We start from the raw sequence: 23,522 nt of genomic DNA on the forward strand, positions 1-23,522 counted from the left end.
GCCGGAATTCGGAGGCCACCGTGGGCGAAGAGGTCAGTTCCCGCAGCTACACGCGCGAGCAGCGCCAGCGCTACCGGGCGAAGGTCCGGGAGAACCTCGACGTGTTCGAGCAGATGCTCGCCCGCGCGTCGTTCGAGTTCGACCGCCCCATGACGGGCCTGGAGATCGAGCTCAACCTCGTCGACGGGCGGTTCGACCCGCACTTCCACAACGACGAGGTGCTCGCCGCGATCGCGGACCCCGGGTACCAGACCGAGCTGGCGCGGTACAACATCGAGCTCAACGTCCCCCCGCGCCCGCTGCCCGGGCGGGCCGCCCTCGACCTCGAGGAGGACCTGCGCGCCTCGCTCAACGCCGCGGACGCCGCGGCCCGCGGAGTCGGCTCGAGGATCGTGACGATCGGGATCCTGCCCACCCTGCGGCCCGAGCACTACGAGCAGGAGTGGATCAGCGACAACAACCGCTACACGGCGCTCAACGACTCGATCTTCGTGGCCCGCGGGGAGGACATCCGCCTCGAGATCGACGGACCCGGCGGCGAGCGGCTCGACACCTGGTGCGACTCGATCGCCCCCGAGTCGGCCTGCACGAGCGTGCAGCTGCACCTGCAGGTCGCCCCGGCCGAGTTCGCCGCGCACTGGAACGCCGCCCAGGCCCTGGCCGCCCCGCAGATCGCCCTGGGCGCGAACAGTCCGTACTTCTACGGCCGGCGGCTGCACGCGGAGACGCGGATCGCGCTGTTCGCCCAGGCCACGGACACCCGCCCGGTCGAGCTGAAGAACCAGGGGGTGCGCCCGCGGGTGTTCTTCGGCGAGCGCTGGATCACCTCGATCTTCGACCTGTTCGAGGAGAACGTCCGCTGGTTCCCGGCGCTGCTGGCCGAGTGCTCCGAGGAGGACCCGGCGGCGAAGCTGCGGGCCGGGCTGGCCCCGGACCTCTCGGAGCTGCGGCTGCACAACGGGACGGTCTACCGCTGGAACCGGCCGATCTACGACGTGGTCGGCGGCCGCCCGCACCTGCGGGTCGAGAACCGGGTGCTGCCCGCGGGCCCGACGATCACGGACGTGATGGCCAACGCCGCGTTCTACTACGGGGCCGCGCGGGTGCTGGCCCGGCAGGAGCGGCCGGTGTGGACCCGGATGAGCTTCCCGGCCTGCGCCGAGAACTTCTCCCGCGCCGCCCGGCACGGCCTCGACGCCCGGTTCTACTGGCCGGGCTTCGGGGAGGTCAGCGCCGACGAGCTCGTGCTGCGCCACCTCCTCCCGCTGGCGCACCAGGGTCTCGAGGAGTGGGGGGTGGCCCCGGAGGTGCGCGAGCGCTACCTGGGCATCATCGAGGGCCGGTGCGTCTCGGGGGTCAACGGCGCGGTGTGGCAGACCCGGGCGGTCGAGCACTTCGAGCGCCACGGCGTCGACCGGCCCACCGCCCTGCGCCGGATGCTGCAGACCTATGTCGAGCACATGGACGGCAACGAGCCGGTGCACACCTGGCCTGTCCCGTAGACCGCTCCCCGGCCGGTCCGAGGCTCCGGGGTCCGGCCCCGGCAGCAGCAGGGCCAGCGCCAGGCCGAGACCCAGGGTGGTGCCGAGGGGGCGGTCGGCGGCCCAGCCCAGGTGGTGCGTGAGGCCGGCCGCGGCACGGGGAGCGACCACGGCGACCATGACCCGGGCGCTGGGACCGATGGCCCAGGGCCGCGGCGACGGCGCTGGGGAAGGTGCCTTCGTCCGTCGTGGCCGTGGCCGTGGCCGTGGCGGTTCGGCTGCTGCGGGCGGTGCAGCGGCGTCGTCTACGGGCAGGTCTTCCTGGGCGGCGTCCACGCCTGGATCGTGACATGAGGAGAAAAGACGTGGGGGCCGACCGGGAACGGTCGGCCCAGATCTTGGCCGACAAGAGCAACCCGCTGTCGAACACCCTGCGCACCGAAGCAGGGGAGCCCTACGACTTCGCCGCGATCCAGCAGGGCCTCAAAGACCGCGGCGTGGCCATCTCACGGACGAAACGGCACGGCCACAGGACGGCAGACACCCGCGTGCGCCCCGACGAGAAACTGCTCCGAGCCCTGGGGGACGTGTTCGGAGGGGACCCGAGACACCTCGTGCAGGAGGACGGCCCCCTGCCGCAACAGGTGGAGCAGGAACGGCACACGGTGCGAGCCCTCCGGCGAGCCGAGGTTCGCAACTCCGCAGCGCGGGCTCTCGTTCAGATCGACCCCGACGGGCTTCGAGCGATCCTCGAGGTCATCGACACGAATGGAGCGGCCACCATGGACGATCCGACACAGCAGGCGGACTGCAGGCACATTCCGTCCGAGTCGCCACACGCGCCCCGAGTCACCCGTCCTTCGGCGGCCGCTTCGTGAGCCATGGGTTGTGGCACCCGGCCCTTGCACGGCGGGGTGCTGAGGCGGACAAGGAGCAGCGCGCACCCGCGGGGTGCATCGGCCGGTGAGGACACCCGGGATGAGCGAGAAGAGGGCCAATGTCCTACGGCTGTCGAGCCGACGGTCTGCGGGCTAGTGTGAAGTGCGTCTCGTTGCAGCCTGCCCCAGGAGTCCACGATGTCCGCTCAAAATCATCCCTTGTCACGGCGCACGGTGCTCGGCGGTCTCGCCGCTGCCGGGGCAGTTCCGCTCCTGACGCCGGCCGCCGCGGCTTCGGCTGCGGGGTCCAGGGCGCCGTTGCGCTCCGACGCGCGGACCAAGGTCGTCCTTCTGGGCACCAGTGGTGGGCCGGGCTGGGGCACCACCGAGCCGCCGCGGAGGGGTATCGCCAGCGCGCTGGTCGTCGGTGACCGCTACTACCTGGTCGACACCGGCGAGGGCGTCGGATTCCGGCTGATGGACGCCAAGCTCGGGAACTGGCAGGCCAGGGCCGCACTGAGCGACCTGCGCGCGATCTTCCTCACCCACCTGCACTCGGACCACATCAACGACCTGTCGAACATCCTCAGCCTGGGCGCCTACAACGGTCTGGTGGCCGCGGACCGCCCCGTCCCGGTGTGGGGACCCGGCAACCGCGGGATCCTGCCGCCGAAGACCGGCACCCACCCGATGCCACCCATCACCGCCCCCGACAATCCCACCCCGGGCACCGAAGAGATGATCGGGATGCTCGTGCGCGCCTTCGCCACGGACTTCAACGACCGAGCCATCGACGGTGGCATGCCTGCCCCGCAGGACATGTTCGCCGGCCACGACATCGCCCTGCCGGAGCGGCTCGTCGACGACCCGAACGGCGATCCGCACCCGCGGATGAAGCCGGTGGTCTTCTACGAGGACGACCGGGTGGAGGTCTCCGCGACCCTCGTCCAGCATGCTCCGATCTTCCCGTCCTTCGCCTTCCGCTTCGACACCGATGACGGCAGCGTCGTCTTCTCCGGGGACACCGGGCCCAGCGAGAACCTCATTCGGATGGCACGGGGCGCCGACGTGCTGGTGCACGAGGTGATCGCCACCGAATGGGCGGCCCAGCGCTATCCGGAACCCCGTAGTCCCGAGGACGAGGCCGCGTTCCAGCACCTCATCAAGTCCCACACTCCCGTCGAAGAGGTCGGCGCCATCGCGGAGAAGGCCGGTGTCCCGACCCTCGTGCTCAACCACTTCGTGCCCGGCAGCTGGCCGTTCGAGAAGTGGCAGGCGGCGCACCAGGGCTACAGCGGCCGGCTGGTCGTCGGGGCCGACCTGGACGAGATCGGGCTATAGGGCATGCCCCCTGATGAGCAGCACGTATGTCTTCCCGGCGCCCATGAGGGGCGAGTCGCGTCCCAGAAGTGAGGGCAAAACTGTTGTTGCTTGATGTCCGTACGGAGTCGACGACCGGTATCCTGCCGCTGTCGCAGTGGAGTACGCACGGGTCTCGACGGCCAACCAGGACCTCGACCGGCAGATCGGTGCCCTCCGGCAGGTCGGCATCGCCCCGGAACGGATCCATGTGGACAAGCTGGCCTACGCGGCTCATCTGCGCGAGACCGGGCACACGATCGTCGAGGTCGTGGCCGAGACCGGGATCACCCGCACCACTCTCTACCGTCACGTCCCGCCCCGGTCTCCGGAGTCGGCGGCCGCTGGGCCGGTCAGTGTCGCCGAGTCCGATCCCGGTGCGACGACCTGATCTGGCCCCGGTGACGGCCAGGAAATGCCCTCCTGCACCGTTTCCGGGACGGTCACGCTTCTGGCAGGTTGCTATATGGGTGTGATGCGGGACACCCGGGCTTGTTGCTCCTAATCTGGTGGGAGGGGGCGAGAGCCATGAATTGGACGATGGAACAGATCGCTGAGATAAGCGCAGGCCGGCCGACCTACCGGGACACAGCGCAGGGCACTGCGCTCACCTGGGTCCGTACCGGGCAGGAGACTGGTGGCGAGTACAGCCTGCTGTATGCGGAGTACGAGCCGGGCATCAAGGTCTTCCCGCACTACCACACGCTCTATTCCGAGACCCTGCACATGTTCGAGGGAGTTCTCACGGGCAGAATCGGCGATCGGGACGTCCGGGTGGAGTCCGGTGAAGAGGCCGTGGTGCCGCCGAACACGGTGCACCAGTGGCTCGGCGCCGGGGACCGGACGCTGCGCTTCGTCCTGGAGGTCCGCCCGGCCCACCCGGGGTTCGAGAAGTGGCTGGTGACGCTGCAGAACATGGCCAGCGATGGGTTGACCCATCCGGACGGGCGGCCCAAGAAGCTGTCCCACGGGGCCCTGATCCTGGTCGAGTCCGACATCCACCCCGCCGGGGGCGCCCGGCTCATGGCCCCACTCCTGCGGGTGCTGGCGGCCAGAGCGCGTCGCAAGGGCATCGACCGGCAGCTGGAGGAACGCTACTACCTCCCCAGCTGAGCGATTCGACAGCTGAGCGTCGGGCACTGCCAGGATGGGACCACGATCGTCACGGGTCGGGGCTCGTCGGCGACAACAGACTTTTCGACCCTGGTCCGAGGACCTGGTTCCATCACGGCTACCGAGTCCGGGCTGGAGCCAGTCAGGACCTCGTCTCGAACGGGCCGGGTCGATCTGCTCCACCGCCCCTGGGAGCCCGGGCCTGGCCGGCCGGACCGATCACCGAGACAACAGCGTTCCCGACACGGGCCGGGTCGAACACGGTCATGGCCGAGATGCTCCGGGGCCGCGCCGCCCTCACTGCGTTCCCCTGACGGGCTCCTCCATCCGGGCGGCTGAGGCGCCCCGATGATGTGGCGGTATCCCGCGGCAAGGATCGACCACGGGTTCCCCCTGTATATTGGGACCGTGAACTTCTGCCGCCACCACCAAGAGCAACGCCAACGCGTGCTGCTTGTTGAGCGGCGACGGCGCTAGCTCCTCAGCGTTCCCGCTCAACACCATTCCGGCGTGGTGTAGCGGCAACACGGCTGACTTTGGATCAGCAATCCGAGGTTCGATCCCTCGCGCCGGAGCTCGCAAAGCCCTCAGGTCCCACTTCACTCGTTGAGTTCCCAGGCAATTCTTTCCGCTGGCGTTCCACGAACAATCCTGGCTCGGAAGCCGTGTCTATGTCGCGGACTGGGTCAGAGGAGATCTCTCGGGATTGGCTGATCCCTGAGCCCCAAAGGGCGTGGGGCCAAGTCGGTGCAGTAACTGGCCCAGATGTACCGCAGGTCATGGGATGCGAGACGTCTCGTCCGAGAAATTTGCGCCCGCATGTTTCAGCGGTTCGGCCTGTCTCGTAGCTATGTGCTTTATCTGTACCCCTAGAATCAGGTACTCAACGTCAGTTGCGAGACAGATGGGGTGGACATGGGGAAGCTGATCGGGTACGCGAGAGTATCGACGCGGCAGCAGGACTCGGACCGTCAAGTGTCTGACCTGTGGGCCGTCGGTGTGCGGCGTGATGACCTCTACGTCGATCATGGAGTGTCTGGAGGGCGTGCCTCACGTCCGGCCTTCGACAAGGCGGTGGCCGCCCTAGAAGAGGGCGACACGTTGGTGATCACCACGCTGGACCGGTTGGGTCGCTCGACGCAGAACATGCTGGTCTTCGCCGAGGCGCTGCGGGGGAGAGGTGCCGGGTTGCGGGTGCTCAACCTCGGTGGGGGAGACGTGGATACCGCTACCCCGATGGGGTCAATGGTCTTCACCGTGATGGCTGCTCTGGCGCAGATGGAGTTGGAGATTAAACGGGAGCGGATCATCGATTCGGTGTCCAAGCGCCGGGCTGCCGGCAAGGACCTTGGCGGACGCCGGCAGACCTTCACCGACTCACAGACCCGCAACGCCCTGCGACTCATCGACAGTGGGGAGTCGGCCACTCAGGTCGCCCGCGACCTCGGGATGTCCAGGGCGACCCTCTATCGCCGCATTCGAGAACTGCCGACGCTCACTTTCTGAGTCATGCTTTTCCTGCCTGCCCGTAGCGCGCATGACGCGTGGAGCCCTTCTCTCGGTGGAGTGGCAGGGCAGTGCTGATCGCTGTGCCGTCGGAGTCAGGCATCGTGGCGGGCGCGGCGGCTTATGGTGCCTATTTCTGACCTCGGATGGCTGGTGCAGGAGAGCTTTCAAGGCTAAGCTCAAAATAGAAAATGTCTGACAATCTGCAGTGTGGCCGTTGGCTGCTGCTGCATCTAGGACAGGACAAGGTATGGATCTGAAGACCGTGGGCTCCCCAACCGATGCCCAGTACGGCGGGAACCGCAACCTGTCTCCTGTGACGAGCATGTCGCGCAGGGACGGCGTCCTCCGCGAAATACGCCGAGCCGTGGTGCGGGGGGACCTGCGCCCCGGCGACAAGCTGACGGAAGTCACCCTGTCGTCGACGCTGGGGGTGAGTCGTCCCACCATCCGCGAGGCGCTGAACCAATTGTCCCAGGAAGGGCTGCTGGTCCAGGAGCCCTATCGGGGGCTGCGAGTGGCCAATCTGGAGCCTGCCCAGCTCCTGGACATCGCCAAGGCCAGGCACGCCCTGGACATGCTGGCGGTGGACGCCATCCTCGAGGACACCAGTGGCCGGCGGATGGCTGCTGTCCAGGACGCCTGGAGGGAGTTCGAGCGGTGGGAGAACGACCCTGATCCGCTGACTCTCCATGAAGCCCATGTGGCGTTTCATCGCGGGATCTGGGTGGCGTCGGAGAACTCGATGCTGCTGCGGTTCTGGCCCGTGACGGAAGCCCATCTGACCATCGCCCTGGCGCAGGACCAGGCGGTCCGGTCGGATCCCGCCCGCGCCAGCCTGGTGCATCACTACTTGATCGAGGCCCTGTCGCGACGGGACCGCTCGGAGATCGAGGCGGCCTTCAAGAAGCACACGATCGACAGCGCATGTGAACTGATCGCCATCATGGAACAGGAGAACTGAGGATGAAGAAGGTGCTCGTGGTCGGGGCCACCGGGTTGATCGGCCAGACGGTAGCCGACACCCTGGCACAAGAGCATGAGGTGGTGCGCTCCTCCCGCAACGACGGTGAACGCGCGGACATGTCGGACCCCGCGTCGGTGCGCGCACTCTTCGAGCGCGTGGGCCCTGTGGACGCCGTGGTCAGCTGCGCCGGGGCGGTGCCGTTCAAGCCGCTCACAGGACTGGCTGCGGCGGATTACGAAGCCGCGGTGCAGGAGAAGGTCTTGGGGCAGGTCAATCTCGTGACCGAGGGGCTCGCCCACGTCCGTGACGGTGGGTCGTTCACTCTCATCTCCGGTGTCTTGTCCCGGGAGCCCATTGCCACCGGGGCCGCGGCGTCCTTGGCTAATGGGGCTGTGGAGTCCTTCGTGATGGCCGCGGCCACGGAGCTGCCGCGGGGCATCAGGATCAATGTCGTCAGCCCCAGTGTCTTGGCCGAGGCGGAGGCATACCACCCCTTCTTCCCCGGTTACCCGCAGGTGCCGGCTGCGGAGGTGGCCCGGGCCTACGTCCGTTCGGTCGCTGGAGTGGAGACGGGCAAGACGTTCTACGTCTGAGGAACGCGTTCGACGGGAAGGCCTCCCCCTGCCTTGGCAGGGGGAGGCTTTCCCGTCGAGGGCCGACCACACCCGGTCGGGTGTGTCCCACCCCGGGGGTGGGCGGTCGTGTCAGCGGACGTAGTCCGCGCCGGTGATGTCGACGGTGGCCCCGGTGGTGTGTCGGGACCGGCCGGAGGCCAAGAAGGCGATGACCTCGGCCACATCGGTCGGCGGGGTCATTTCTCGGAGGGGGAGGCTGTTGAGCTGGTCTTGTTCCTCGGACAGGTGTGCACTGATTCCGGTGCCGACCCATCCGGGCGCCACAGCGTAGGCCAGGATGCTGTCGCCCGCAAAGCCGCGGGCGATCCCTTTGGTGAGAGCCAGTAGCCCGCCTTTGGCGGCCCCGTAGGCGAGGTGTTCGGCGTCGTCACCGCGGTGCGAGGACCGGCTGGCGACATTGACGATGGCCCCGCCACCGTGTTCCTGGAAGTGCAGGATGGCGGCCCGGCACAGATCGGCCGGCGCCTGCAGGTTCAGCGCCAGGTTGGCGTCCCAGCCCCGATTCCAGTCCTGGTTGTCGGTGAGTGGAGAGGCCAGCCAGGCGCCGGCGTTGTTGACCAGCACGTCGATGCGTCCACGCCACGCGAGGGCCTGCTGCCAGATGTCGTGGCGGTGCTGCGCGTCGGCCAGGTCTCCTTGGACAAGGTGGATTCGCCCACCCAGTTCTGCCCGGATCTGCCGAGCCTCGGTGGCCGCTCGGGCGTAGTGGAGCACCACGTGGGCGCCTTCCCGGTGCATGACTTCCACGGTGGCTCGCCCGATTCCGCCGGACCCGCCGGTGACCAGCACGGTCTTGCCCTCGAGCATGGGCCGCGGCTGTGGTGGAGTGCTCATGCCACCGCCTGCGCGCCGGTGATCTCCACGATGGACCCGCAGATGAAGGGCACTTCGTCGGAGGCGAGGAACGCCACCAGGGCGGCGACCTCTTCGGGTCGGCCGATGCGGCCGAGGGGGACTTCCGCGTCGAGCTCAGCGACGGTCCGGCCGCTGCGAGCCAGGCCGGCCTCGAGCATGGGGGTGCGGATCTCACCCGGGGCGACCGCGTTGACGCGAACTCCGTGCGGTGCGCAGTCCCGTGCCAGGCTCTTGGTGAAGGACGCGACGGCGGCCTTGGAGACGTTGTAGGCCAGGTGCCCGGGGGCGGGGGTCAGGCCCCACTGGGAAGCGGTGTTGACCACGGAGCCGCGCCGGGCGCGGACCATGGCGGGCAGCACGGCGCGACACATGTGGAACATCGCGTCAACGTTGATCGAAAAGCTCAAGTCCCAGTCCTCGGGGGACAGGGAAAGCAGATCGCCGCGCCGGTTGATGCCCGCGTTGTTGATGAGAACCTCGACACCGCCCCGACGGCCGACGACCTCCTCGACCGCGGCGGCGCACGTCGCCGGCTCGAGGAGGTCGAAGACAGAGGCCTCCGCGGCGGCGCCAGAGGCGTGGAGCTCGTCCACGAGGCGCTGCGCGGCGTCCGCGTCTACGTCACACACCACCACATGCGATCCCTCCGCGGCCAGCCGACGGCTGATGGCGGAGCCGATGCCTCCGGCGGCGCCGGTCACCACGGAGGTCATGCCCTCGAAGCGATGCGCATTTCCTGGCCGTTCCATCACTGGCCGAGCGAGAACACCGTCCGGTGCCAGTCCCGCACCGACTCCCCGGTGATGTCGAACATGACGTGCTTGACCACGGTGTACTCCTCGAAGGAGTAGGTCGACATGTCCTTGCCGAAGCCGGACTGCTTCATGCCACCGTGGGGCATCTCGCTGATGATCGAGATGTGGTCGTTGATCCACACGCAGCCCGAGCGGATCTCCCGGCTGGCCCGCATGGCGCGGTAGACGTCCCGGGTCCAGGCCGAGGCGGCGAGTCCGTAGGGGGTGTCGTTGGCCAGGGCGATGGCTTCCTCGTCGGTGTCGAAGGGCATCACGGCCAGGACCGGTCCGAAGACCTCGTCCTGCACGATCTCGCTGTCGGCCGGGGCATCGGCGACCAGGGTCGGCCGGAAGTAGGACCCCTCGGTCGGCAGGCCCTCGGGCACGCCGCCGCCGATGACCCGGGCGTAGTCGCGGGCCCGGTCGACCATGGCAGTGACCTTCTCCCGGTGCTCCATCGAGATCAGCGGGCCCATGTCGGTGGCCGGGTCCTCCGTGGCCCCGAGCCGCACCCCTGCATAGAGCGCGGCCACACCCTGCACGAACTCCTCGTAGACCGACCGGTGCACGATCGCGCGGGTAGCCGCGGTGCAGTCCTGGCCGGCGTTGATGAGGCTGCCGGCGACCGCCCCGTGTACGGCGGCCTCCAGGTCCGCGTCGTCGAACACGACGAAGGGGGCCTTGCCGCCGAGTTCGAGGTGGACCCGCTTGGCCGTGGTTGCCGCGGCGTCGAGCACGGTGCGTCCCACCCCGGTGGAGCCGGTGAAGGAGAGCATGTCCACCTCGGGGTGGCGCAGCAGCCGCGCACCGACCGTGCGGCCACCGCCGCACACGACGTTGAACACACCGTCCGGAAGGCCGGCTTCGGTGGCGATCTCGGCGAAGAGCAGCGTGGTCAGCGGGGTGTTCTCGGCCGGCTTGAGCACTACCGTGTTCCCGGCGGCGATCGCCGGGAGGACCTTCCACGCGGCCATCTGCAGCGGGTAATTCCATGGGGCGATGGAGCCGATGACGCCGATCGCCTCGCGCCGGATCTGCGAGGTGTGGTCCGGGGAGTACTCCGCGGCGGCCTTGCCCTCGAGGTTGCGCGCGGCCCCGGCGAAGAAGGCCACGTTGTCGATCGTGCCGGGAACGTCGAACTCCCGGGTCAGGCGGATCGGCTTACCCCCCTGGCGGCTCTCGAGCACGGCGAATTCCTCGGCCCGCTCCTCGAGCAGCGCGGCGAAGCGGGTCAGCACCGCCGAGCGCTCCACGGGCGCCGCGGCGGACCAGCCCGGGAACGCGGTCCGCGCCGCCTCCACGGCCGCGTCCACGTCGGCGTCCCCGGCGACCGCGACGGTCGCCACGACCGTTCCGTCGGCGGGATTGATGACGTCGGAAGTCTCACCTGTGGCGCTGGGCGTCATCCGCCCGTTGATGTAGAGACCGGCGGACACCGGCGTCTCGGACGTCGCCGCACCCTGCAGGGTGGAGGCGGTGATGGTGGTCTCGCTCATGATCAGTCCTTTGCTGCTGTGGGGACGAGGGGAGAGGCGGCTGCGCCGGGGGCCCAGATGTCCCCGACGCTGTAGCCGCAGTGGAAGGGGTCCGAGGCGTCCAGCACCCATCGGCTGTGGCCGGTCACCCAGCCGCGGCCCGTGATGGTGGGCAGCACCGCCGGGCGTCCGCCGGTGGTGGTTGTGCCGACCAGGCGGCCGACGAACTCGGTGCCGATGATGCTGCGGTGCCGGAAGGGCTCGTCGAGCCCCAGCAGGCCCCGGGCATGCAGGGCGGCCATCCGGGCGGATGTGCCGGTGCCGCACGGGGAGCGGTCCAGGACACCCGTCCAGCTCTGTGGGTCGTCGGCCCGCACCGGTCCGTTGGTGAGCACCACGGTGTTGCGGGAGGGCTCGCCGGCAACGGGGTCGCCGCTGTGCAGCATCACCAGGTTCACCCCGCGGATGCCGGGGTGCTCCGGGTGGACCACGTCGATCTGCTCGGTGGCCGCCAGCTTGATCAAAGCGCCGGCCCGGGCCAGCTCTCTGCCCCGGGACGGGTCCAGGACCAGGCCCAGATCGGCGACCCGTGCCTGGGCGAAGAACTGTCCGCCGAAGACGATGTCCACCGGCACCGTGCCCAGCTCCGGGACCTCCAGAGGCACGTCGAGCTCCACCGCGAAGGACGGGACGTTGGCCACGGTGACGGAGCGGACCTTGCCGCCGGCCACCTGCGCGGTGGCGTGCACCGTGCCCACGGCCGTGTCGATGGCGACCTCGACCACGGGTCCGGGGCGTTCGATGATGCCGGTCTCGATCGCGGCGGTGACCGCGCAGATGGTGTTCGACCCCGACATGGGGGTGAAACCGCCCTGCTCCAGCACCACGATCCCGAAGTCCGATCCCGGGTTGACCGGGGGCAGGAGGATCACGGCGCACATCGCGGGGTAGCCGCGCGGTTCCTGCAGTACCAGCCGGCGCAGCCCGTCGAGGTGCTGCCGGCAGTACTGCAGACGCTCAGCCATGGTGTCGCCCTGGACGAAGCGCGCGGCCGAGGTGAGGATCCGGCCCGGTTCGCCCTCCGCGTGCACCTCGACCGTGTCCAGGCTGAGGATCTCGCTCATGCCGTGGCGGGCTTCAGGACGCCGGCGGTCTCGAGGATCTCGGCGAACTGCTTCTTCTTCTCCTCCGACAGCGGCTGGATCGGCCGGCGCGGCGGTCCGGCGGGCACCCCGAGCAGCTCCAGGCCGGCCTTGAGCCCGGCCGGGTAGTTCACCGACTCCAGGAAGGCGCTGATCGCCCGCAGGGTCTTCCACTGCTCCCGCGCGGCGACCATGTCACCCCGCTCGGCCAGGGTGTTCCAGAACTCCACGGCGAGTTCGGGCACGACCCCGGCCGCGCCCCACACGGAGGCCTCCGCGCCGCTGGCGATGCCGAAGAAGGTCAGGGTGTCCCAGCCGTTGAAGGCCTTGATCTTGTCGGAGTAGTTGGTCAGCAGATCCCCCAGCGCGATGGCGTCGTCGGAGGTGGACTTGAGGTAGTCGATGCCGTCGATCTCCCCCAGCGCGGCGATCTGCTCGGCCTCGAGGGGAATGCCCGTGGCCCCGGGCACGTGGTAGTAGACGATCGACAGGTTCACCGAGGCGGCGACGTCGGAGAGGAACGCAACCAGGGCGTCGAAGTCCAGCGGGTCGTAGAACGGCGGGACGAGCATCAGCGCGTCAGCACCCACGGACTCGGCGTGCTGGGCCAGGGAGATCGCCCGCTCGGTGGACAGCGCCCCGATGCCGGCGACCACGGGGATGCGTCCCGCAGCGGCCTCCACGTAGAGCTCGATGACGCGCCGGTACTCGGCGTCGGTCAGGGTCGGGAACTCCCCGGAGGTGCCGGTGGGCACGATGCCGTGGATGCCCGCCTCGACGAGACGATCCACGTGGCGACGCAGGGCGTCCTCGTCGACGGCGGAGGCGTCGGCGGTGAAGGGGGTGGTCACGGCGGCGAGGATGCCGCGCAGTTCGACGTTCTTGCGGTGGCTCATGATGAGTGTCCTTTCGAGGGAGGGGTGTCAGGCGGCGGAGCGGACTGCTCGCCGCTGGCCGGTGAATCGCTCGGCGGCGAAGGGGTCGAGGGCGGAGGGCATCCGGTCGTGGAGGATGAGCTCGGTCAGGGCCGAGGCGGTGCCCGGGGCCAAGGTGACGCCCATCATCCCGTGGCCGGTGGAGACGTAGGCGTTGGACATCGGGCCCAGCCGGCCGATGATCGGCAGGCCGTCCGGGGTCATGGGTCGCATGCCGGCACGGGCCGTGACGGCCTCGGTCGGCGGTTCCCAGCCGCGGAAGTAGGAGCGCGGGGCGCGCAGGATGGCATCGACACGGACCTGGTTGATGTTCTCGTCCAGCCCGCCGAACTCCATGGTCCCGGCCAGGCGCAGCCGGTGCTCGAAGGGGGTCACCGCGACCTTGGCGTCGGAGAGGTTCACGGCGCTGCGCAGGCCGAACTTCGGGACCTCCACGCTGTATCCCTTGCCCGGGCGCACCGGTAGCAGGAGGCCGAAGAGCTTGGAGACCTGCCCGGTCCAGGCCCCGGCGGCCAGGACCACGGCGTCACCGGTCCAGCGACGGTCCCCGGAGCGGACCGCGGTGATGCGCTCCCCGGAGGTCTCGACCTCGTCGATCGGGGCGTTCTCCACGACGGTCACGCCCATCTCGACGATGCGCTTGGCCAGCGCACGGGTCAGGGCCCCGGGGTCGAGATGGCGTTCGTGGGGATAGTAGATGCCGCCGATCACCGCGTCGGACAGCAGGGGCTCCTGCTCGCGGACCTCGTCCCCGCGCAGTACGCGCGGGTCCCGGTCGAAGGCCCGGGCCAGATCCAGGTTGTCCAGGTGGTGCTCGAGGTTCTCCTCTTCCTTGAAGGCCATGAGCAGCCCGGCGGTGTGCATCTCGAAGTCCATGCCGTCGGCGCGGTACTCGTCGAAGACCTCCAGCGTTTCCTTCGCCAGGGTCAGATGCCCCTCGAAGCCGGCCCGCTGGGCCTTGGCGTTGGAGTGGCGCCACATGCCGGTCATGAACTTCAGGAACGCCGGCTCCAGGGAGGGCTTGATGTAGAGCGGGCTGTCCGGGCGCAGCATCCACTTCATGGACTTGAGGATCACCCCGGGACCCGGCACGGGCGCGGATTCCGCCGGGCAGACCCACCCCGCGTTGACCTCCGAGGTGCCCAGTCCGGTCCCGCGGGCGTCCACGAGGGTGACTTCGGCGCCTTCTCTCGCCAGGTGGTAGGCGGTGGTCAGTCCGACCACGCCACCTCCGATGACCACAATGTGCATGTCGTTCCTTCCTGCTTGGGGCGCCGCCGGAAGCGGATGCCACCCCCAAGTCACTGGTGGCCTCAGGGCCTCGAGCGGTTGGGGATGCTGTGACTCCAGGGACGGACGAGGGATCTCGCGCGGCGCGCCACTGCTTGGGGCGGGCCGGTGACCGCATCCCCAGTGTGTTTAATTGTCAGGCAATCTTGCACTGAGTTGAGCTTAGGCCTGTGGTCTGCGCCACGTCTACCCCTGCGCGGGAATTGGTGCGGTTCCGATTCCGATGTGGTCCATTGCTGTTCCTGGGGCGGCACCCGCGGCCGCCAGGCTCCAGGTCCTAATGCCGCAGCCTGGTCAACACAAGCGGACGGTGTACTCCTCGAGGTCGATCATCTTCCGGGTGCCCAGGCCGGTCTCTCGGATCCACAGCACCATCGCCTGTGGCATCACCACCTCAACCACCCCCTGGTGATAGACCGTCTCGCCCCAGCAGGCTCGGACGGTGCGCCCGGGGCGCAGCCATCCCATGCCCGGAACGGTTCGGCAACGATCGTCCGTGACGGGGATCGGACCACAGGGAGCAGGCGAAGCCGACCGTGGGGCTCCTCTCCTGGCTGCGGACTCTGCGGTGGTGGGCGCACGGCCTGCGGAAGCGGCCGGTTCGGGCATCATGCGACGCACCCGTTGCTGCGCTGGAGGATGACCTTCCCCCCGGTGGTGCCGACGATGTTCCAGGCCCACTGGAGAGCTTCGGCACGGTTGGTGGAGCACAGGACGGCGCGCCCGTCGCCGGGGGGCTTCACCTCCCACCCTCGGTGGGGCCGATAGAGGACGACACGGTCGTCGGATGTGGGCATGGTGCACCTCCGCGTGAGCACTGGGACGGTTGTTGAACGAAGCGGGGATAGGAGGCCAGAGTGACGGATGGGTACGGGTGATTCCGGACCTCGGTCACGGATAGATGCCGCGGACCTGATGGGCGTGAGCGACCTTCTCCACGGCGGTCACGGTGGCGGCCTCCCGAAGGGTGAGACGGGTCCTGCATTGCGTCTCCAACAGGTCGTTCCAAGCCATCAGCATGCGCTGTTCCAGGCGGTGGTTGACCTCGCCCTCAGTCCACCAGTAGGACTGGTTGCCCTGGACCCACTCGAAGTAGGAGACGATCACTCCGCCGGCGTTGGCCAGGATGTCCGGGACCACCAACACCCCGTTGGCGGACAAGATCTCGTCGGCCGCACCGGTGGTGGGCCCATTGGCCCCTTCCACAATCACCTTGGCCTGCACCGGACCGGCGTTGTGCTCGTTGCGGACGCCTTCAACGGCGGCCGGCACCAGGAGATCCACGTCGAGGCCCAGCAGTTGCTCGGGCGGAAAGGACTCCGCCCCGCTGAAGCCGACGACGGATCCGGTGGCGGCCACGTGCTGGTCCAGTGCGCGTACGTCGAGCCCATCGGGATGGTGGACGGCCCCGTACTGGTCGGAGACGGCGAGGACCTCCACTCCGGCTTCGGCCAGGATCAGTGCGGCCCCGGCTCCGACCTTGCCGAAGCCCTGCACTGCGGCGGTGGCTCCGGCACGGGCGATACCCAGGTGGGCCAGAGCGGCCAGGGCGATGTGCACCACGCCCTGGGAGGTAGCAGAGGAACGGCCCAGCGACCCGCCCACCGATACGGGCTTGCCGGTGACCACCCCGGGCGCGGTGTGGCCGACGGATACGGAGTAGGTGTCCATCATCCAGGCCATCGTCTGTTCGTCGGTGCCGATGTCCGGGGCGGGGATGTCCCGCTCCGGACCGATGATCGGCAGAATCTCTGTGGTGTAGCGGCGGGTGACCCGCTCCAGCTCGTCCCGGGAGTAGTGGCGGGGGTCGATCGTGATCCCACCCTTGGCCCCGCCATAGGGGACGTCAACCAGGGAGCACTTCCAGGTCATCCACATCGCCAGGGCGCGGACCTCGTCGAGGGTCACCGCCGGGCTGTATCGGATTCCGCCCTTGGCCGGGCCGCGGGCGAAGTTGTGCTGCACCCGATGGCCGGTCAGCACCTCCACGGACCCGTCGTCGCGGCGCAGGGGAACTTGCACCGTGATCTCCCTGCGGGGCTGGGCCAGCATCCGATGGATCCCGTCGTCGAGGCCGAGCGTAGCCACGGCCGAGCGCAACTGGCTGTGCGCATTGCCCAGTGGTCCTTCCGCGGCACTGGCTGCCACCTCGTGACGGGGAGGAGCAGTGTCGAGAGTCATCTGAGGTCCTTGTCGAATGCGTGGACTGCGTCGTGGTCCATGGGCGGGAGAGGGGAGGGCAAAGGCGAGCATGCTCAGGCGGTGGCCCTGAGCATGCTCGCCTTTCGATGCCGGCCACTGGGTCCGGTGGCCGGCTCCTACGACCGCTCACCGGGGACACCAACCGATCGGGCCAGTGCCCCGGTGCGGGCCTATGCGGCTCGTGCGTGGCGGTCAGCCACGTCGAGGGCCGCGTCCAGGATCTCCAGACCGCGGCGGGCGTCTGCCTCGCTGATGTTCAGCGGGGGCACCACGTGGATGCGGTTGAAGTTGGCGAACGGCAGCAGGCCGGCGGCCTTCAGCGCGGCCACGAGCTCGGTCATCGCGGGCGAAGAACCGCCGTAGGGCGCCAGCGGCTCCTTGGTGGTGCGGTCCTTGACGAGCTCCACGGCCCAGAAGCACCCGGTGCCGCGCACGTCGCCCACCGAGGGGTGGCGCTGGGCGATCTCGCGCAGCCCGGGGCCGAAGACGTTCTCGCCCAACCACGCGGCGTGCTTGATCATGCCCTCGTCGCGCATGGCGTTGATCGCCGCCACCGCTGCCGCACACGCGAGCGGATGGCCCGAGTAGGTCAGTCCGCCGGGGTAGGGACGGTCCCGGAAGGTGTCGTGGATGGCCTCCGAGATCGCCACCCCGCCCAGGGGCACGTAGCCGGAGTTCACGCCCTTGGCGAAGGTGATCAGGTCCGGGACCACGTTCCAGTGCTCCACGGCGAACCACTTCCCGGAGCGCCCGAAGCCGGCCATGACCTCGTCGGCGATGTAGACGATGCCGTACTTGCGGGTCAGCTCCCGGACGCCCTCCAGATAGCCGGCCGGGGGGAGGTAGATCCCGGCGGTGCCGGGGATCGACTCGAGGATCAGGGCGGCGATGTTCTGCGCGCCCTCGAGCACGATCATGTCCTCGAGGTGGCGCAGCGCCCGCTCGGTCTCCTCCGCCTCGGTGCTGGCGTCGAAGTAGGAGCGGTAGCGGTAGGCGGGCATGAAGTGCACCACCCCGGAGTCGGAGTAGTCACTGGCGAACCGGCGGGGGTCCCCGGTGACGTTCACGGCCAGCTGCGTGCCGCCGTGATAGCTGCGGTAGGCGGAGAGCACCTTGTGCCGGCCCGTGTGCAGGCGGGCCATGCGGATGGCGTGTTCCACGGCGTCGGCCCCGCCGTTGGTGAAGAACACGTGGTTCAGGTCCCCCGGGGCCAGCTCGGCGATCAGCCGGGCCGCCTCGGAGCGGGCCGCGTTCGCGTGCGGCGGGGCGATGGTGCACAGGGTCTGGGCCTGCTCGACGATGGCGGCGACCACCTTGGGGTGCTGGTGGCCGATGTTGGTGTTCACCAGCTGGGAGGAGAAGTCCAGCAGCCGGTTGCCCTCGCCGTCCCAGACGTAGGAGCCCTCGGCCTTGAGCACCGTCATGGGGTCGAGGGACCCCTGGGCGGACCAGGAGTGGAACACGTGGGCGCGGTCCAGGTCGTAGGCCCGGCGACCGGCCTCGATCTCCTCGGCGGTGAGGGCCGCGGTCTCGGTGGTGGTGTCGGTCACGGTGAGCTCCTTAGGCGTCGTTGGTCGGGAAGCCGAGATTGAGGCCGCCGTGGCTGGGATCCAGCCACCGGCTCGTCACGACCTTGCCGCGGGTGAAGAAGTGCACGCCCTCGGCGCCGTGGGCGTGGGTGTCGCCGAACAGCGAGTTCTTCCACCCGCCGAAGGAGTAGTAGGCCATCGGCACGGGGATCGGGACGTTGATCCCGACCATGCCCACCTGGATCTCGTTCTCGAAGCGGCGGGCGGCCCCGCCGTCGTTGGTGAAGATCGCGGTGCCGTTGCCGTAGGGGTTGCTGTTGATCAGTTCCACGCCCTCGTCGTAGCTGGGCACCCGCACCGTGGAGAGCACAGGACCGAAGATCTCGTCGGTGTAGATCGACATGTCCTCGGTGACGTGGTCGAACAGGGTGGGGTTGAGGAAGAAGCCCTCCCCCTCGGCGTCCGGGTCGACCTGGCGGCCGTCGACCACCAGGGTGGCCCCGGCCTGCTCGCCGGCGTCGATATAGCCCGCCACCTTGTCCCGGTGGACGGCGGTGACCAGCGGGCCCATGTCGGCCCCGCGGGTGCCGTCACCGATGCGCAGCGTACGGGTCCGCTCGGCGATCTTCGCCACCAGCTCATCGGCGATGGACTCCACGGCCACGATCGCCGAGATCGCCATGCAGCGCTCACCGGCCGCGCCGTAGCCGGCGTTGACGGCCGCGTCGGCGGCCAGATCGAGGTCGGCGTCGGGCAGCACCAGCATGTGGTTCTTGGCCCCGCCCAGGGCCTGGACGCGCTTGCCGTTGGCGGTGCCGCGCTCATAGACGTACCGGGCGATCGGGGTGGAACCCACGAAGGACACGGAGGCGACGTCCGGGCTGTCCAGCAGCGCGTCCACGGCCTCCTTGTCCCCGTGGACCACGTTGAACACACCGTCCGGCAGGCCCGCTTCCTTCCACAGCTCGGCCATCCAGATCGCGGCGGTGGGGACCTTCTCGCTGGGCTTGAGCACCACGGTGTTGCCGGCGGCGATGGCCACGGGGAAGAACCACATCGGCACCATGGCCGGGAAGTTGAACGGGGAGATGATCGCCGCCACCCCCAGAGGCTGGCGGATCGAGTGCACGTCCACCTTGGTGGAGGCGTTCTCCGTGTAGCCGCCCTTGAGCAGCTGCGGGATGCCGCAGGCGAACTCGACCACGTCCTGGCCGCGGGAGACCTCACCGAGGGCGTCGTCGAGGACCTTGCCGTGCTCGGCGGTGATGATCTCCGCCAGTTCGCCCTTGCGGGCATTGAGCAGCTCACGGAAGGCGAAGACGACCTGGGTGCGGCGGGCGAGAGAGGTGTCCCGCCACTTCGGGAAGGCCTCCGCGGCTGCGGTGACCGCCTCGTCGACGGTGCTGGTGGGGGCCAGGGCTACGCGCGAGGTGACCCGGCCGGTGGCGGGGTTGGTGACGTCCGCGAAACGGGCGCCCGAGCCGGGGGCGGCGAGCTCGCCGTTGATCCAATGGCTGACGGTGCGGGTGGTGGTCTGCGTGGCAGTCTGCATCGAATGGTCCTTTCGTGCGGGCGGTCGGCACAACGGAAATCCTGCACCGTTGTCTGACATTCAGCTTGACTGGGACTGTTTGGTAATGCCAGGGACAAAGTGTCCTAAAACAGGTCCGGAACTTTACACTGTGTCAGTGCAAGCCTCAGATGCCCCTGACATGGATGGCCCGACGAAGCAGAGCGGAACTTCTGGGACCACGCTGCCGGTGGCGTCGGGAACCTCTGTGCCCGCGGGGCCGGACTCCGGCCGTGCCGCGGCGATCGCCCCGGTGACGCTGCGGACCCTGCTGGAGCTGGTTGAGATCCGTGCCGGTGCCCCCGAGATCCTCTGCGGGGCGAACGTCATGGACGCCCCGGTGCGGTGGGTCCACATCGCCGATACCGAACGGGTGGGCTCCCTGCTGGAGGGCGGCGAGCTGGTGCTGACCACCGGTCAGACCTTCCGTGGTTCCACCGAGGCAACAGATCGGTTCCTGGACGAGCTGGAGGCGGCCGGGGCCGTCGGTGCGGTGATCGAACTCGTCGATGCGGCCGGGCAGCCGGCGACCGGGGCGATCGAAGTCCTCCGGGCCGCCGCGCGGGGCCGCTCTCTGCCCGTGGTGCTGCTGACCCGCTCCGTCCGCTTCGTCCGGATCACCCAGGTCGCGCACCGGATGCTGGTGGGTGAACAGCTCGCCCGGGTAGAGCGGGCGCGGCGCGTCCACGAGGTCTTCACCCAGCTCAGCCTCGAGAGCGCCAGCGAGCAGCAGATCGTCGACCGCACGGCCGAGCTCCTGGGAGCTCCCGTCGTGCTGGAAGACGTCGCCCACCGGGTGCTGGCCTTCCACGCCGCTCAGGTCGGCTCCGGGGCACTGCTGCTCGACTGGGCCGAGCGTGCCCGACGGGTCGGGTACCAGGAGGAGACCGGGCGCCGGGCCGGCGCGGAAGACTGGCTCCAGACCCCGGTGGGCGTCCGGGGCCGACGGTGGGGCCGGCTGATCGTCCCCACAGCCCTGACCGACGACGCCGACGCCGCCCAGGTGCTGGAGCGCGCCGGGCAGGCGCTGACCCTCGCGCGCATGGCGGGACGCGACGAGCGGGAGCTGCTGCACCAAGCCCAGGCCGGCCTCCTGCACGAGCTGCGCCAGCCCCATGCCCTCACCGAGCACGAAGCCCTGACACGTGCGGCCGCCCTCGGCCTGGAGCCTGCGGCCTATTACGTCCCGGTGGTGATGCGCTTGGACCGCTCGCCCGAGGAGGATCCGACCGGGCTGCAACTGCGCGGGAGGGCACTGCTGGAGGACCTGGCCGCCGTCGTCCGTCAGGCCCGTCGCTCCATGCTGGCGGCGAGCATGCAGTCGGGCTCCCTCGGCGTGCTGCTCGCAGTGCCGGCCCGCCAGCTCGCCGAGCCACTGGTGGAACGCATCTGTGCCCAGCTGGTCGAAGTCCACGCGCAGCACGCCGCATGGACGGTCGGCATGGCCCCCAGTCGGGGGACTCTGCTGGAGGCCGCCTCCGGCCTGGACGAGGCGGCACAGGTCGCCGACATCGCCGCCACCCTGGAGATCCGTCCGCGCCCCTACTACCGCTTCGCTGATGTCCGACTGCGGGGTCTGCTGTCCCTGCTGGGAGCGGACCCCCGAGTCAAGGCCTTCGCCGAGGCCGAGCTCGCGCCCCTGCTCGAGGGGCAGGATGCCGCAGGCCTGGAGCTGCTGGAGCTCTACCTGCGCCACGGTGGCAACAAGTCCGCCCTGGCCCGGACCGGTTACCTGAGCCGTCCAGCCCTCTACACGCGACTGGCCAGACTGCAGGACCAGCTGGGCGTGTCCCTGGACGACGCCGAATCCCGCACCGCGCTGCATGTCGCGCTGCTCTGGTACCGGCTCCGGGAAGCCGACGTCGACACCACTGCGTGAGAACGGCCGGCCGCTAAGAACGGCCACTCCACCTGCCCTCAGATCGTGCTCCGAGGACGATTGGGGTGGCGATCACCTGTTCCACGCGACCCCACGGTCAAGACGCATCTGAAACTCACCGCCCAGTCCAGTGGGCTTAGTCCTCAAGCGGGTGAGCCCGAAGTTTTTAACGCGAACTTAACGGTTTTCTTGCCGCCAGGGGTAGACGTGTCGTGCCTCACATGCTTAGCTTCCCTGCAACACACATTGCCTGACAATCCGACAGCCAGGCGATCTATCTCTCCTGTAGCAGGCGTCCTGAGGCGGGAGAGAAGCCGCAGACCCCGCCCACGCCACCATCCAGGGCCGGGCTGACGGATTTACACCCAGGGGACACGCGAGAGATACCTCCCGGGGACATGGAACTCCCTTCACGCAGACGGAGCAGCACATGGAAACAGCACTCGGCACGATCTATGACCTCATCTGGAACCCACTCGTGTACGTCACGCTCATCACCGGCACCGTTTACACGATCGCCACCCGCGCCGTGCAGGTTCGGCAGTTTCCGGCGATGCTCAAGTTCCTCTTCGCACGCGCGGAGTCGAAGGACGGCACGACCTCCTTCCAGGCCTTCGCCATGGCCCTCGGGGGTCGTGTCGGGGTGGGCAACATTGCCGGTGTGGCCACCGCGATCGCCTTCGGCGGGCCCGGGGCCTTGTTCTGGATGATCGCCACCGCCCTGCTCACCGCCTCCAGCGCCTTCATCGAAGCCACGCTCGGGCAGATCTACAAGGTCAAGGTCGACGGGGAATACCGCGGCGGCATCCCCTGGTACATCGAGAAGGGCCTGGGCCTGAAGTGGCTCGGGGTCGCCGCTGCCACCGTGGCCGTGCTGTGCTACACCACGCTGATCCCCGGGGTGCAGTCCTCGACCATCGTCACCTCCCTGGACACCGCCTTCGGTATCCCGACCTGGATCTCCGGACTGGTCCTGGTGGCGCTCACCGCCCTCGTCGTCTTCGGCGGCACCAAGCGCATCGCCCACTTCGCCGAGTTCGTGGTGCCGTTCATGGCCGCCGCCTACGTCCTGCTCGCCGTCGTGGTGCTGGTCCTGAACTTCGGGGCCATCCCCGAGGTCGTGCGCATGGTCTTCTCCTCGGCGTTCGGGATGGACGCCGTCTACGGCGGCATGATCGGTGCGGCCGTGTCCTGGGGCGTCCGCCGCTCCCTGTACTCCAACGTCGCCGGCGTCGGTGAGGGCGGCTTCGCCGGTGCCTCGGCTTCCGTCACGCATCCGGCCAAGCAGGGCCTGGTGCAGGCGTTCTCCGTGTACGTCGACACCGTCCTGGTCTGCACGGCGACCGGTGTGATGATCCTGTCCACCGGTGCCTACAACATCCTGCCCGAGGGCCGGGCCGCGCTTACCGAGAATCTTCCGGGGGTGGAGCCGGGAGCGGCCTTCACCCAGACGGCTGTCGACACGATCGCTCCCGGGCTGGGCCTTGGTGGCGGCATCGTGGCCGTGGCGATCTTCTTCTTCGCCTTCACCTCGATCCTGTCGTACTTCTACTACGGCGTGACGAACATCGTGTACCTCACCGGCAGCTCACGTGGCGTCCTGGCCCGCATCGTCCAGGTCGCGGTCCTCGGCGCGGTCTACCTCGGCACGGTGCGGTCCACCGAGCTGGTGTGGATGATGGGCGACATCGGCTACGGCCTCATCGCCTGGTTCAACATGGTCGCCATCGCCCTGCTCTTGCCGATCGCACTCAAGGCGCTGCGGGACTTCGAGCGCCAGCAGAAGCAGGGACTGAACCCGCTCTTCGACCCCGCCGCTGCCGGGATCAAGGGAGCCACCTTCTGGGAGTCCGCCGACGCCCCCGTCACCGCATCCATCAACCGGCTCTGACGGCTCCATCCCGCCGGCGGC

Annotated in this window: 21 protein-coding genes and 1 tRNA gene; 11 read left to right on the forward strand and 11 right to left on the reverse strand. The window is 69.0% G+C overall.

Annotated elements, in window-relative coordinates; all coding sequences use genetic code 11:
* The first annotated feature begins 20 nt into the window (after nucleotides 1-20).
* From ACH9D2_RS02185 to ACH9D2_RS02225, 9 genes are all read left to right on the forward strand, one after another.
* The gene (locus ACH9D2_RS02185; protein WP_396361119.1) at nucleotides 21-1,502 is read left to right on the forward strand and encodes a glutamate--cysteine ligase; all 1,482 of its coding nucleotides are present in this window, start codon (nucleotides 21-23) and stop codon (nucleotides 1,500-1,502) included.
* Between the two features lie 329 nt (nucleotides 1,503-1,831).
* Nucleotides 1,832-2,359: a hypothetical protein gene (locus tag ACH9D2_RS02190; protein ID WP_396361120.1), complete on the forward strand. Its 528-nt coding sequence runs from the start codon at nucleotides 1,832-1,834 to the stop codon at nucleotides 2,357-2,359.
* A gap of 219 nt (nucleotides 2,360-2,578) precedes the next feature.
* A complete protein-coding gene (locus tag ACH9D2_RS02195; RefSeq protein ID WP_396361121.1) occupies nucleotides 2,579-3,700 on the forward strand; it encodes an MBL fold metallo-hydrolase in 1,122 nt (373 codons plus the stop codon).
* Nucleotides 3,701-3,836: 136 nt separating this feature from the next.
* Complete coding sequence (locus ACH9D2_RS02200) at nucleotides 3,837-4,109, forward strand: helix-turn-helix domain-containing protein (RefSeq protein WP_396361122.1); 273 nt, start codon at nucleotides 3,837-3,839, stop codon at nucleotides 4,107-4,109.
* Between the two features lie 149 nt (nucleotides 4,110-4,258).
* Nucleotides 4,259-4,831 carry a cupin domain-containing protein gene (locus tag ACH9D2_RS02205; protein WP_396361123.1) on the forward strand — a complete coding sequence of 191 codons (573 nt, stop codon included), beginning with the start codon at nucleotides 4,259-4,261 and terminating at the stop codon, nucleotides 4,829-4,831.
* A 504-nt stretch (nucleotides 4,832-5,335) separates the two neighbouring features.
* Nucleotides 5,336-5,406: transfer RNA gene (locus ACH9D2_RS02210), tRNA-Gln, on the forward strand.
* Between the two features lie 340 nt (nucleotides 5,407-5,746).
* Nucleotides 5,747-6,337: a recombinase family protein gene (locus ACH9D2_RS02215; RefSeq protein WP_396361124.1), complete on the forward strand. Its 591-nt coding sequence runs from the start codon at nucleotides 5,747-5,749 to the stop codon at nucleotides 6,335-6,337.
* Between the two features lie 250 nt (nucleotides 6,338-6,587).
* Entirely contained in the window at nucleotides 6,588-7,301 is a 714-nt protein-coding gene (locus ACH9D2_RS02220; RefSeq protein WP_396361125.1) for a GntR family transcriptional regulator, read from the forward strand.
* Nucleotides 7,302-7,303: 2 nt separating this feature from the next.
* Nucleotides 7,304-7,897, forward strand: a complete 594-nt coding sequence (locus ACH9D2_RS02225; protein WP_396361126.1) for a short chain dehydrogenase — start codon at nucleotides 7,304-7,306, stop codon at nucleotides 7,895-7,897.
* A 111-nt stretch (nucleotides 7,898-8,008) separates the two neighbouring features.
* Here the strand turns inward: ACH9D2_RS02225 and ACH9D2_RS02230 are convergent, their stop codons facing one another.
* From ACH9D2_RS02230 to ACH9D2_RS02280, 11 genes are all read right to left on the reverse strand, one after another.
* Nucleotides 8,009-8,746: an SDR family oxidoreductase gene (locus ACH9D2_RS02230; protein WP_396361127.1), complete on the reverse strand. Its 738-nt coding sequence runs from the start codon at nucleotides 8,744-8,746 to the stop codon at nucleotides 8,009-8,011.
* Between the two features lie 23 nt (nucleotides 8,747-8,769).
* Nucleotides 8,770-9,507 carry a glucose 1-dehydrogenase gene (locus ACH9D2_RS02235; RefSeq protein ID WP_396361128.1) on the reverse strand — a complete coding sequence of 246 codons (738 nt, stop codon included), beginning with the start codon at nucleotides 9,505-9,507 and terminating at the stop codon, nucleotides 8,770-8,772.
* A gap of 35 nt (nucleotides 9,508-9,542) precedes the next feature.
* On the reverse strand, nucleotides 9,543-11,084 hold the full coding sequence (locus tag ACH9D2_RS02240) for a gamma-aminobutyraldehyde dehydrogenase (RefSeq protein ID WP_396361129.1): 1,542 nt from the start codon (nucleotides 11,082-11,084) through the stop codon (nucleotides 9,543-9,545).
* A gap of 2 nt (nucleotides 11,085-11,086) precedes the next feature.
* Complete coding sequence (locus ACH9D2_RS02245; protein WP_396361130.1) at nucleotides 11,087-12,187, reverse strand: proline racemase family protein; 1,101 nt, start codon at nucleotides 12,185-12,187, stop codon at nucleotides 11,087-11,089.
* Nucleotides 12,184-13,101, reverse strand: coding sequence for a dihydrodipicolinate synthase family protein (locus ACH9D2_RS02250; RefSeq protein WP_396361131.1), 918 nt, complete (start codon nucleotides 13,099-13,101; stop codon nucleotides 12,184-12,186). The genes ACH9D2_RS02245 and ACH9D2_RS02250 overlap by 4 nt, the downstream gene beginning before the upstream one ends.
* A gap of 27 nt (nucleotides 13,102-13,128) precedes the next feature.
* Nucleotides 13,129-14,391, reverse strand: a complete 1,263-nt coding sequence (locus ACH9D2_RS02255; protein ID WP_396361132.1) for an NAD(P)/FAD-dependent oxidoreductase — start codon at nucleotides 14,389-14,391, stop codon at nucleotides 13,129-13,131.
* Nucleotides 14,392-14,724: 333 nt separating this feature from the next.
* Nucleotides 14,725-14,898 (reverse strand): hypothetical protein, encoded by a 174-nt coding sequence (locus ACH9D2_RS02260; protein WP_396361133.1) that lies wholly within the window; start codon nucleotides 14,896-14,898, stop codon nucleotides 14,725-14,727.
* 140 nt (nucleotides 14,899-15,038) lie between these two features.
* Nucleotides 15,039-15,227 (reverse strand): DUF2188 domain-containing protein, encoded by a 189-nt coding sequence (locus tag ACH9D2_RS02265; protein ID WP_396361134.1) that lies wholly within the window; start codon nucleotides 15,225-15,227, stop codon nucleotides 15,039-15,041.
* Between the two features lie 94 nt (nucleotides 15,228-15,321).
* The gene (locus ACH9D2_RS02270) at nucleotides 15,322-16,611 is read right to left on the reverse strand and encodes a Glu/Leu/Phe/Val dehydrogenase dimerization domain-containing protein (RefSeq protein WP_396361135.1); all 1,290 of its coding nucleotides are present in this window, start codon (nucleotides 16,609-16,611) and stop codon (nucleotides 15,322-15,324) included.
* A 191-nt stretch (nucleotides 16,612-16,802) separates the two neighbouring features.
* Nucleotides 16,803-18,182, reverse strand: coding sequence for an aspartate aminotransferase family protein (locus ACH9D2_RS02275; protein ID WP_396361136.1), 1,380 nt, complete (start codon nucleotides 18,180-18,182; stop codon nucleotides 16,803-16,805).
* A gap of 10 nt (nucleotides 18,183-18,192) precedes the next feature.
* Complete coding sequence (locus ACH9D2_RS02280; protein ID WP_396361137.1) at nucleotides 18,193-19,713, reverse strand: CoA-acylating methylmalonate-semialdehyde dehydrogenase; 1,521 nt, start codon at nucleotides 19,711-19,713, stop codon at nucleotides 18,193-18,195.
* Between the two features lie 226 nt (nucleotides 19,714-19,939).
* On the opposite strand from ACH9D2_RS02280, the gene ACH9D2_RS02285 reads away from it, so the two are divergent.
* On the forward strand, nucleotides 19,940-21,610 hold the full coding sequence (locus ACH9D2_RS02285; RefSeq protein WP_396361138.1) for a PucR family transcriptional regulator: 1,671 nt from the start codon (nucleotides 19,940-19,942) through the stop codon (nucleotides 21,608-21,610).
* Between the two features lie 430 nt (nucleotides 21,611-22,040).
* Nucleotides 22,041-23,501, forward strand: coding sequence for an alanine/glycine:cation symporter family protein (locus ACH9D2_RS02290; protein WP_396361139.1), 1,461 nt, complete (start codon nucleotides 22,041-22,043; stop codon nucleotides 23,499-23,501).
* Nucleotides 23,502-23,522 lie beyond the last annotated feature (21 nt).

It is taken from the genome of Kocuria rhizosphaericola, assembly GCF_044462205.1.
Taxonomy (GTDB): domain Bacteria; phylum Actinomycetota; class Actinomycetes; order Actinomycetales; family Micrococcaceae; genus Kocuria; species Kocuria rhizosphaericola.

What these genes read in the sequence shown, in the direction of transcription:
- ACH9D2_RS02190 (WP_396361120.1), top strand. Translation starts at nt 1,832, where the DNA reads ATGAGGAGAAAAGACGTGGGGGCCGACCGGGAACGGTCGGCCCAGATC.
- ACH9D2_RS02205 (WP_396361123.1), top strand. Translation starts at nt 4,259, where the DNA reads ATGGAACAGATCGCTGAGATAAGCGCAGGCCGGCCGACCTACCGGGAC.
- ACH9D2_RS02215 (WP_396361124.1), top strand. Translation starts at nt 5,747, where the DNA reads ATGGGGAAGCTGATCGGGTACGCGAGAGTATCGACGCGGCAGCAGGAC.
- ACH9D2_RS02220 (WP_396361125.1), top strand. Translation starts at nt 6,588, where the DNA reads ATGGATCTGAAGACCGTGGGCTCCCCAACCGATGCCCAGTACGGCGGG.
- ACH9D2_RS02225 (WP_396361126.1), top strand. Translation starts at nt 7,304, where the DNA reads ATGAAGAAGGTGCTCGTGGTCGGGGCCACCGGGTTGATCGGCCAGACG.
- ACH9D2_RS02230 (WP_396361127.1), bottom strand. Translation starts at nt 8,746, where the DNA reads ATGCTCGAGGGCAAGACCGTGCTGGTCACCGGCGGGTCCGGCGGAATC.
- ACH9D2_RS02235 (WP_396361128.1), bottom strand. Translation starts at nt 9,507, where the DNA reads ATGACCTCCGTGGTGACCGGCGCCGCCGGAGGCATCGGCTCCGCCATC.
- ACH9D2_RS02240 (WP_396361129.1), bottom strand. Translation starts at nt 11,084, where the DNA reads ATGAGCGAGACCACCATCACCGCCTCCACCCTGCAGGGTGCGGCGACG.
- ACH9D2_RS02245 (WP_396361130.1), bottom strand. Translation starts at nt 12,187, where the DNA reads ATGAGCGAGATCCTCAGCCTGGACACGGTCGAGGTGCACGCGGAGGGC.
- ACH9D2_RS02250 (WP_396361131.1), bottom strand. Translation starts at nt 13,101, where the DNA reads ATGAGCCACCGCAAGAACGTCGAACTGCGCGGCATCCTCGCCGCCGTG.
- ACH9D2_RS02255 (WP_396361132.1), bottom strand. Translation starts at nt 14,391, where the DNA reads ATGCACATTGTGGTCATCGGAGGTGGCGTGGTCGGACTGACCACCGCC.
- ACH9D2_RS02260 (WP_396361133.1), bottom strand. Translation starts at nt 14,898, where the DNA reads ATGGGATGGCTGCGCCCCGGGCGCACCGTCCGAGCCTGCTGGGGCGAG.
- ACH9D2_RS02265 (WP_396361134.1), bottom strand. Translation starts at nt 15,227, where the DNA reads ATGCCCACATCCGACGACCGTGTCGTCCTCTATCGGCCCCACCGAGGG.
- ACH9D2_RS02270 (WP_396361135.1), bottom strand. Translation starts at nt 16,611, where the DNA reads ATGACTCTCGACACTGCTCCTCCCCGTCACGAGGTGGCAGCCAGTGCC.
- ACH9D2_RS02280 (WP_396361137.1), bottom strand. Translation starts at nt 19,713, where the DNA reads ATGCAGACTGCCACGCAGACCACCACCCGCACCGTCAGCCATTGGATC.
- ACH9D2_RS02290 (WP_396361139.1), top strand. Translation starts at nt 22,041, where the DNA reads ATGGAAACAGCACTCGGCACGATCTATGACCTCATCTGGAACCCACTC.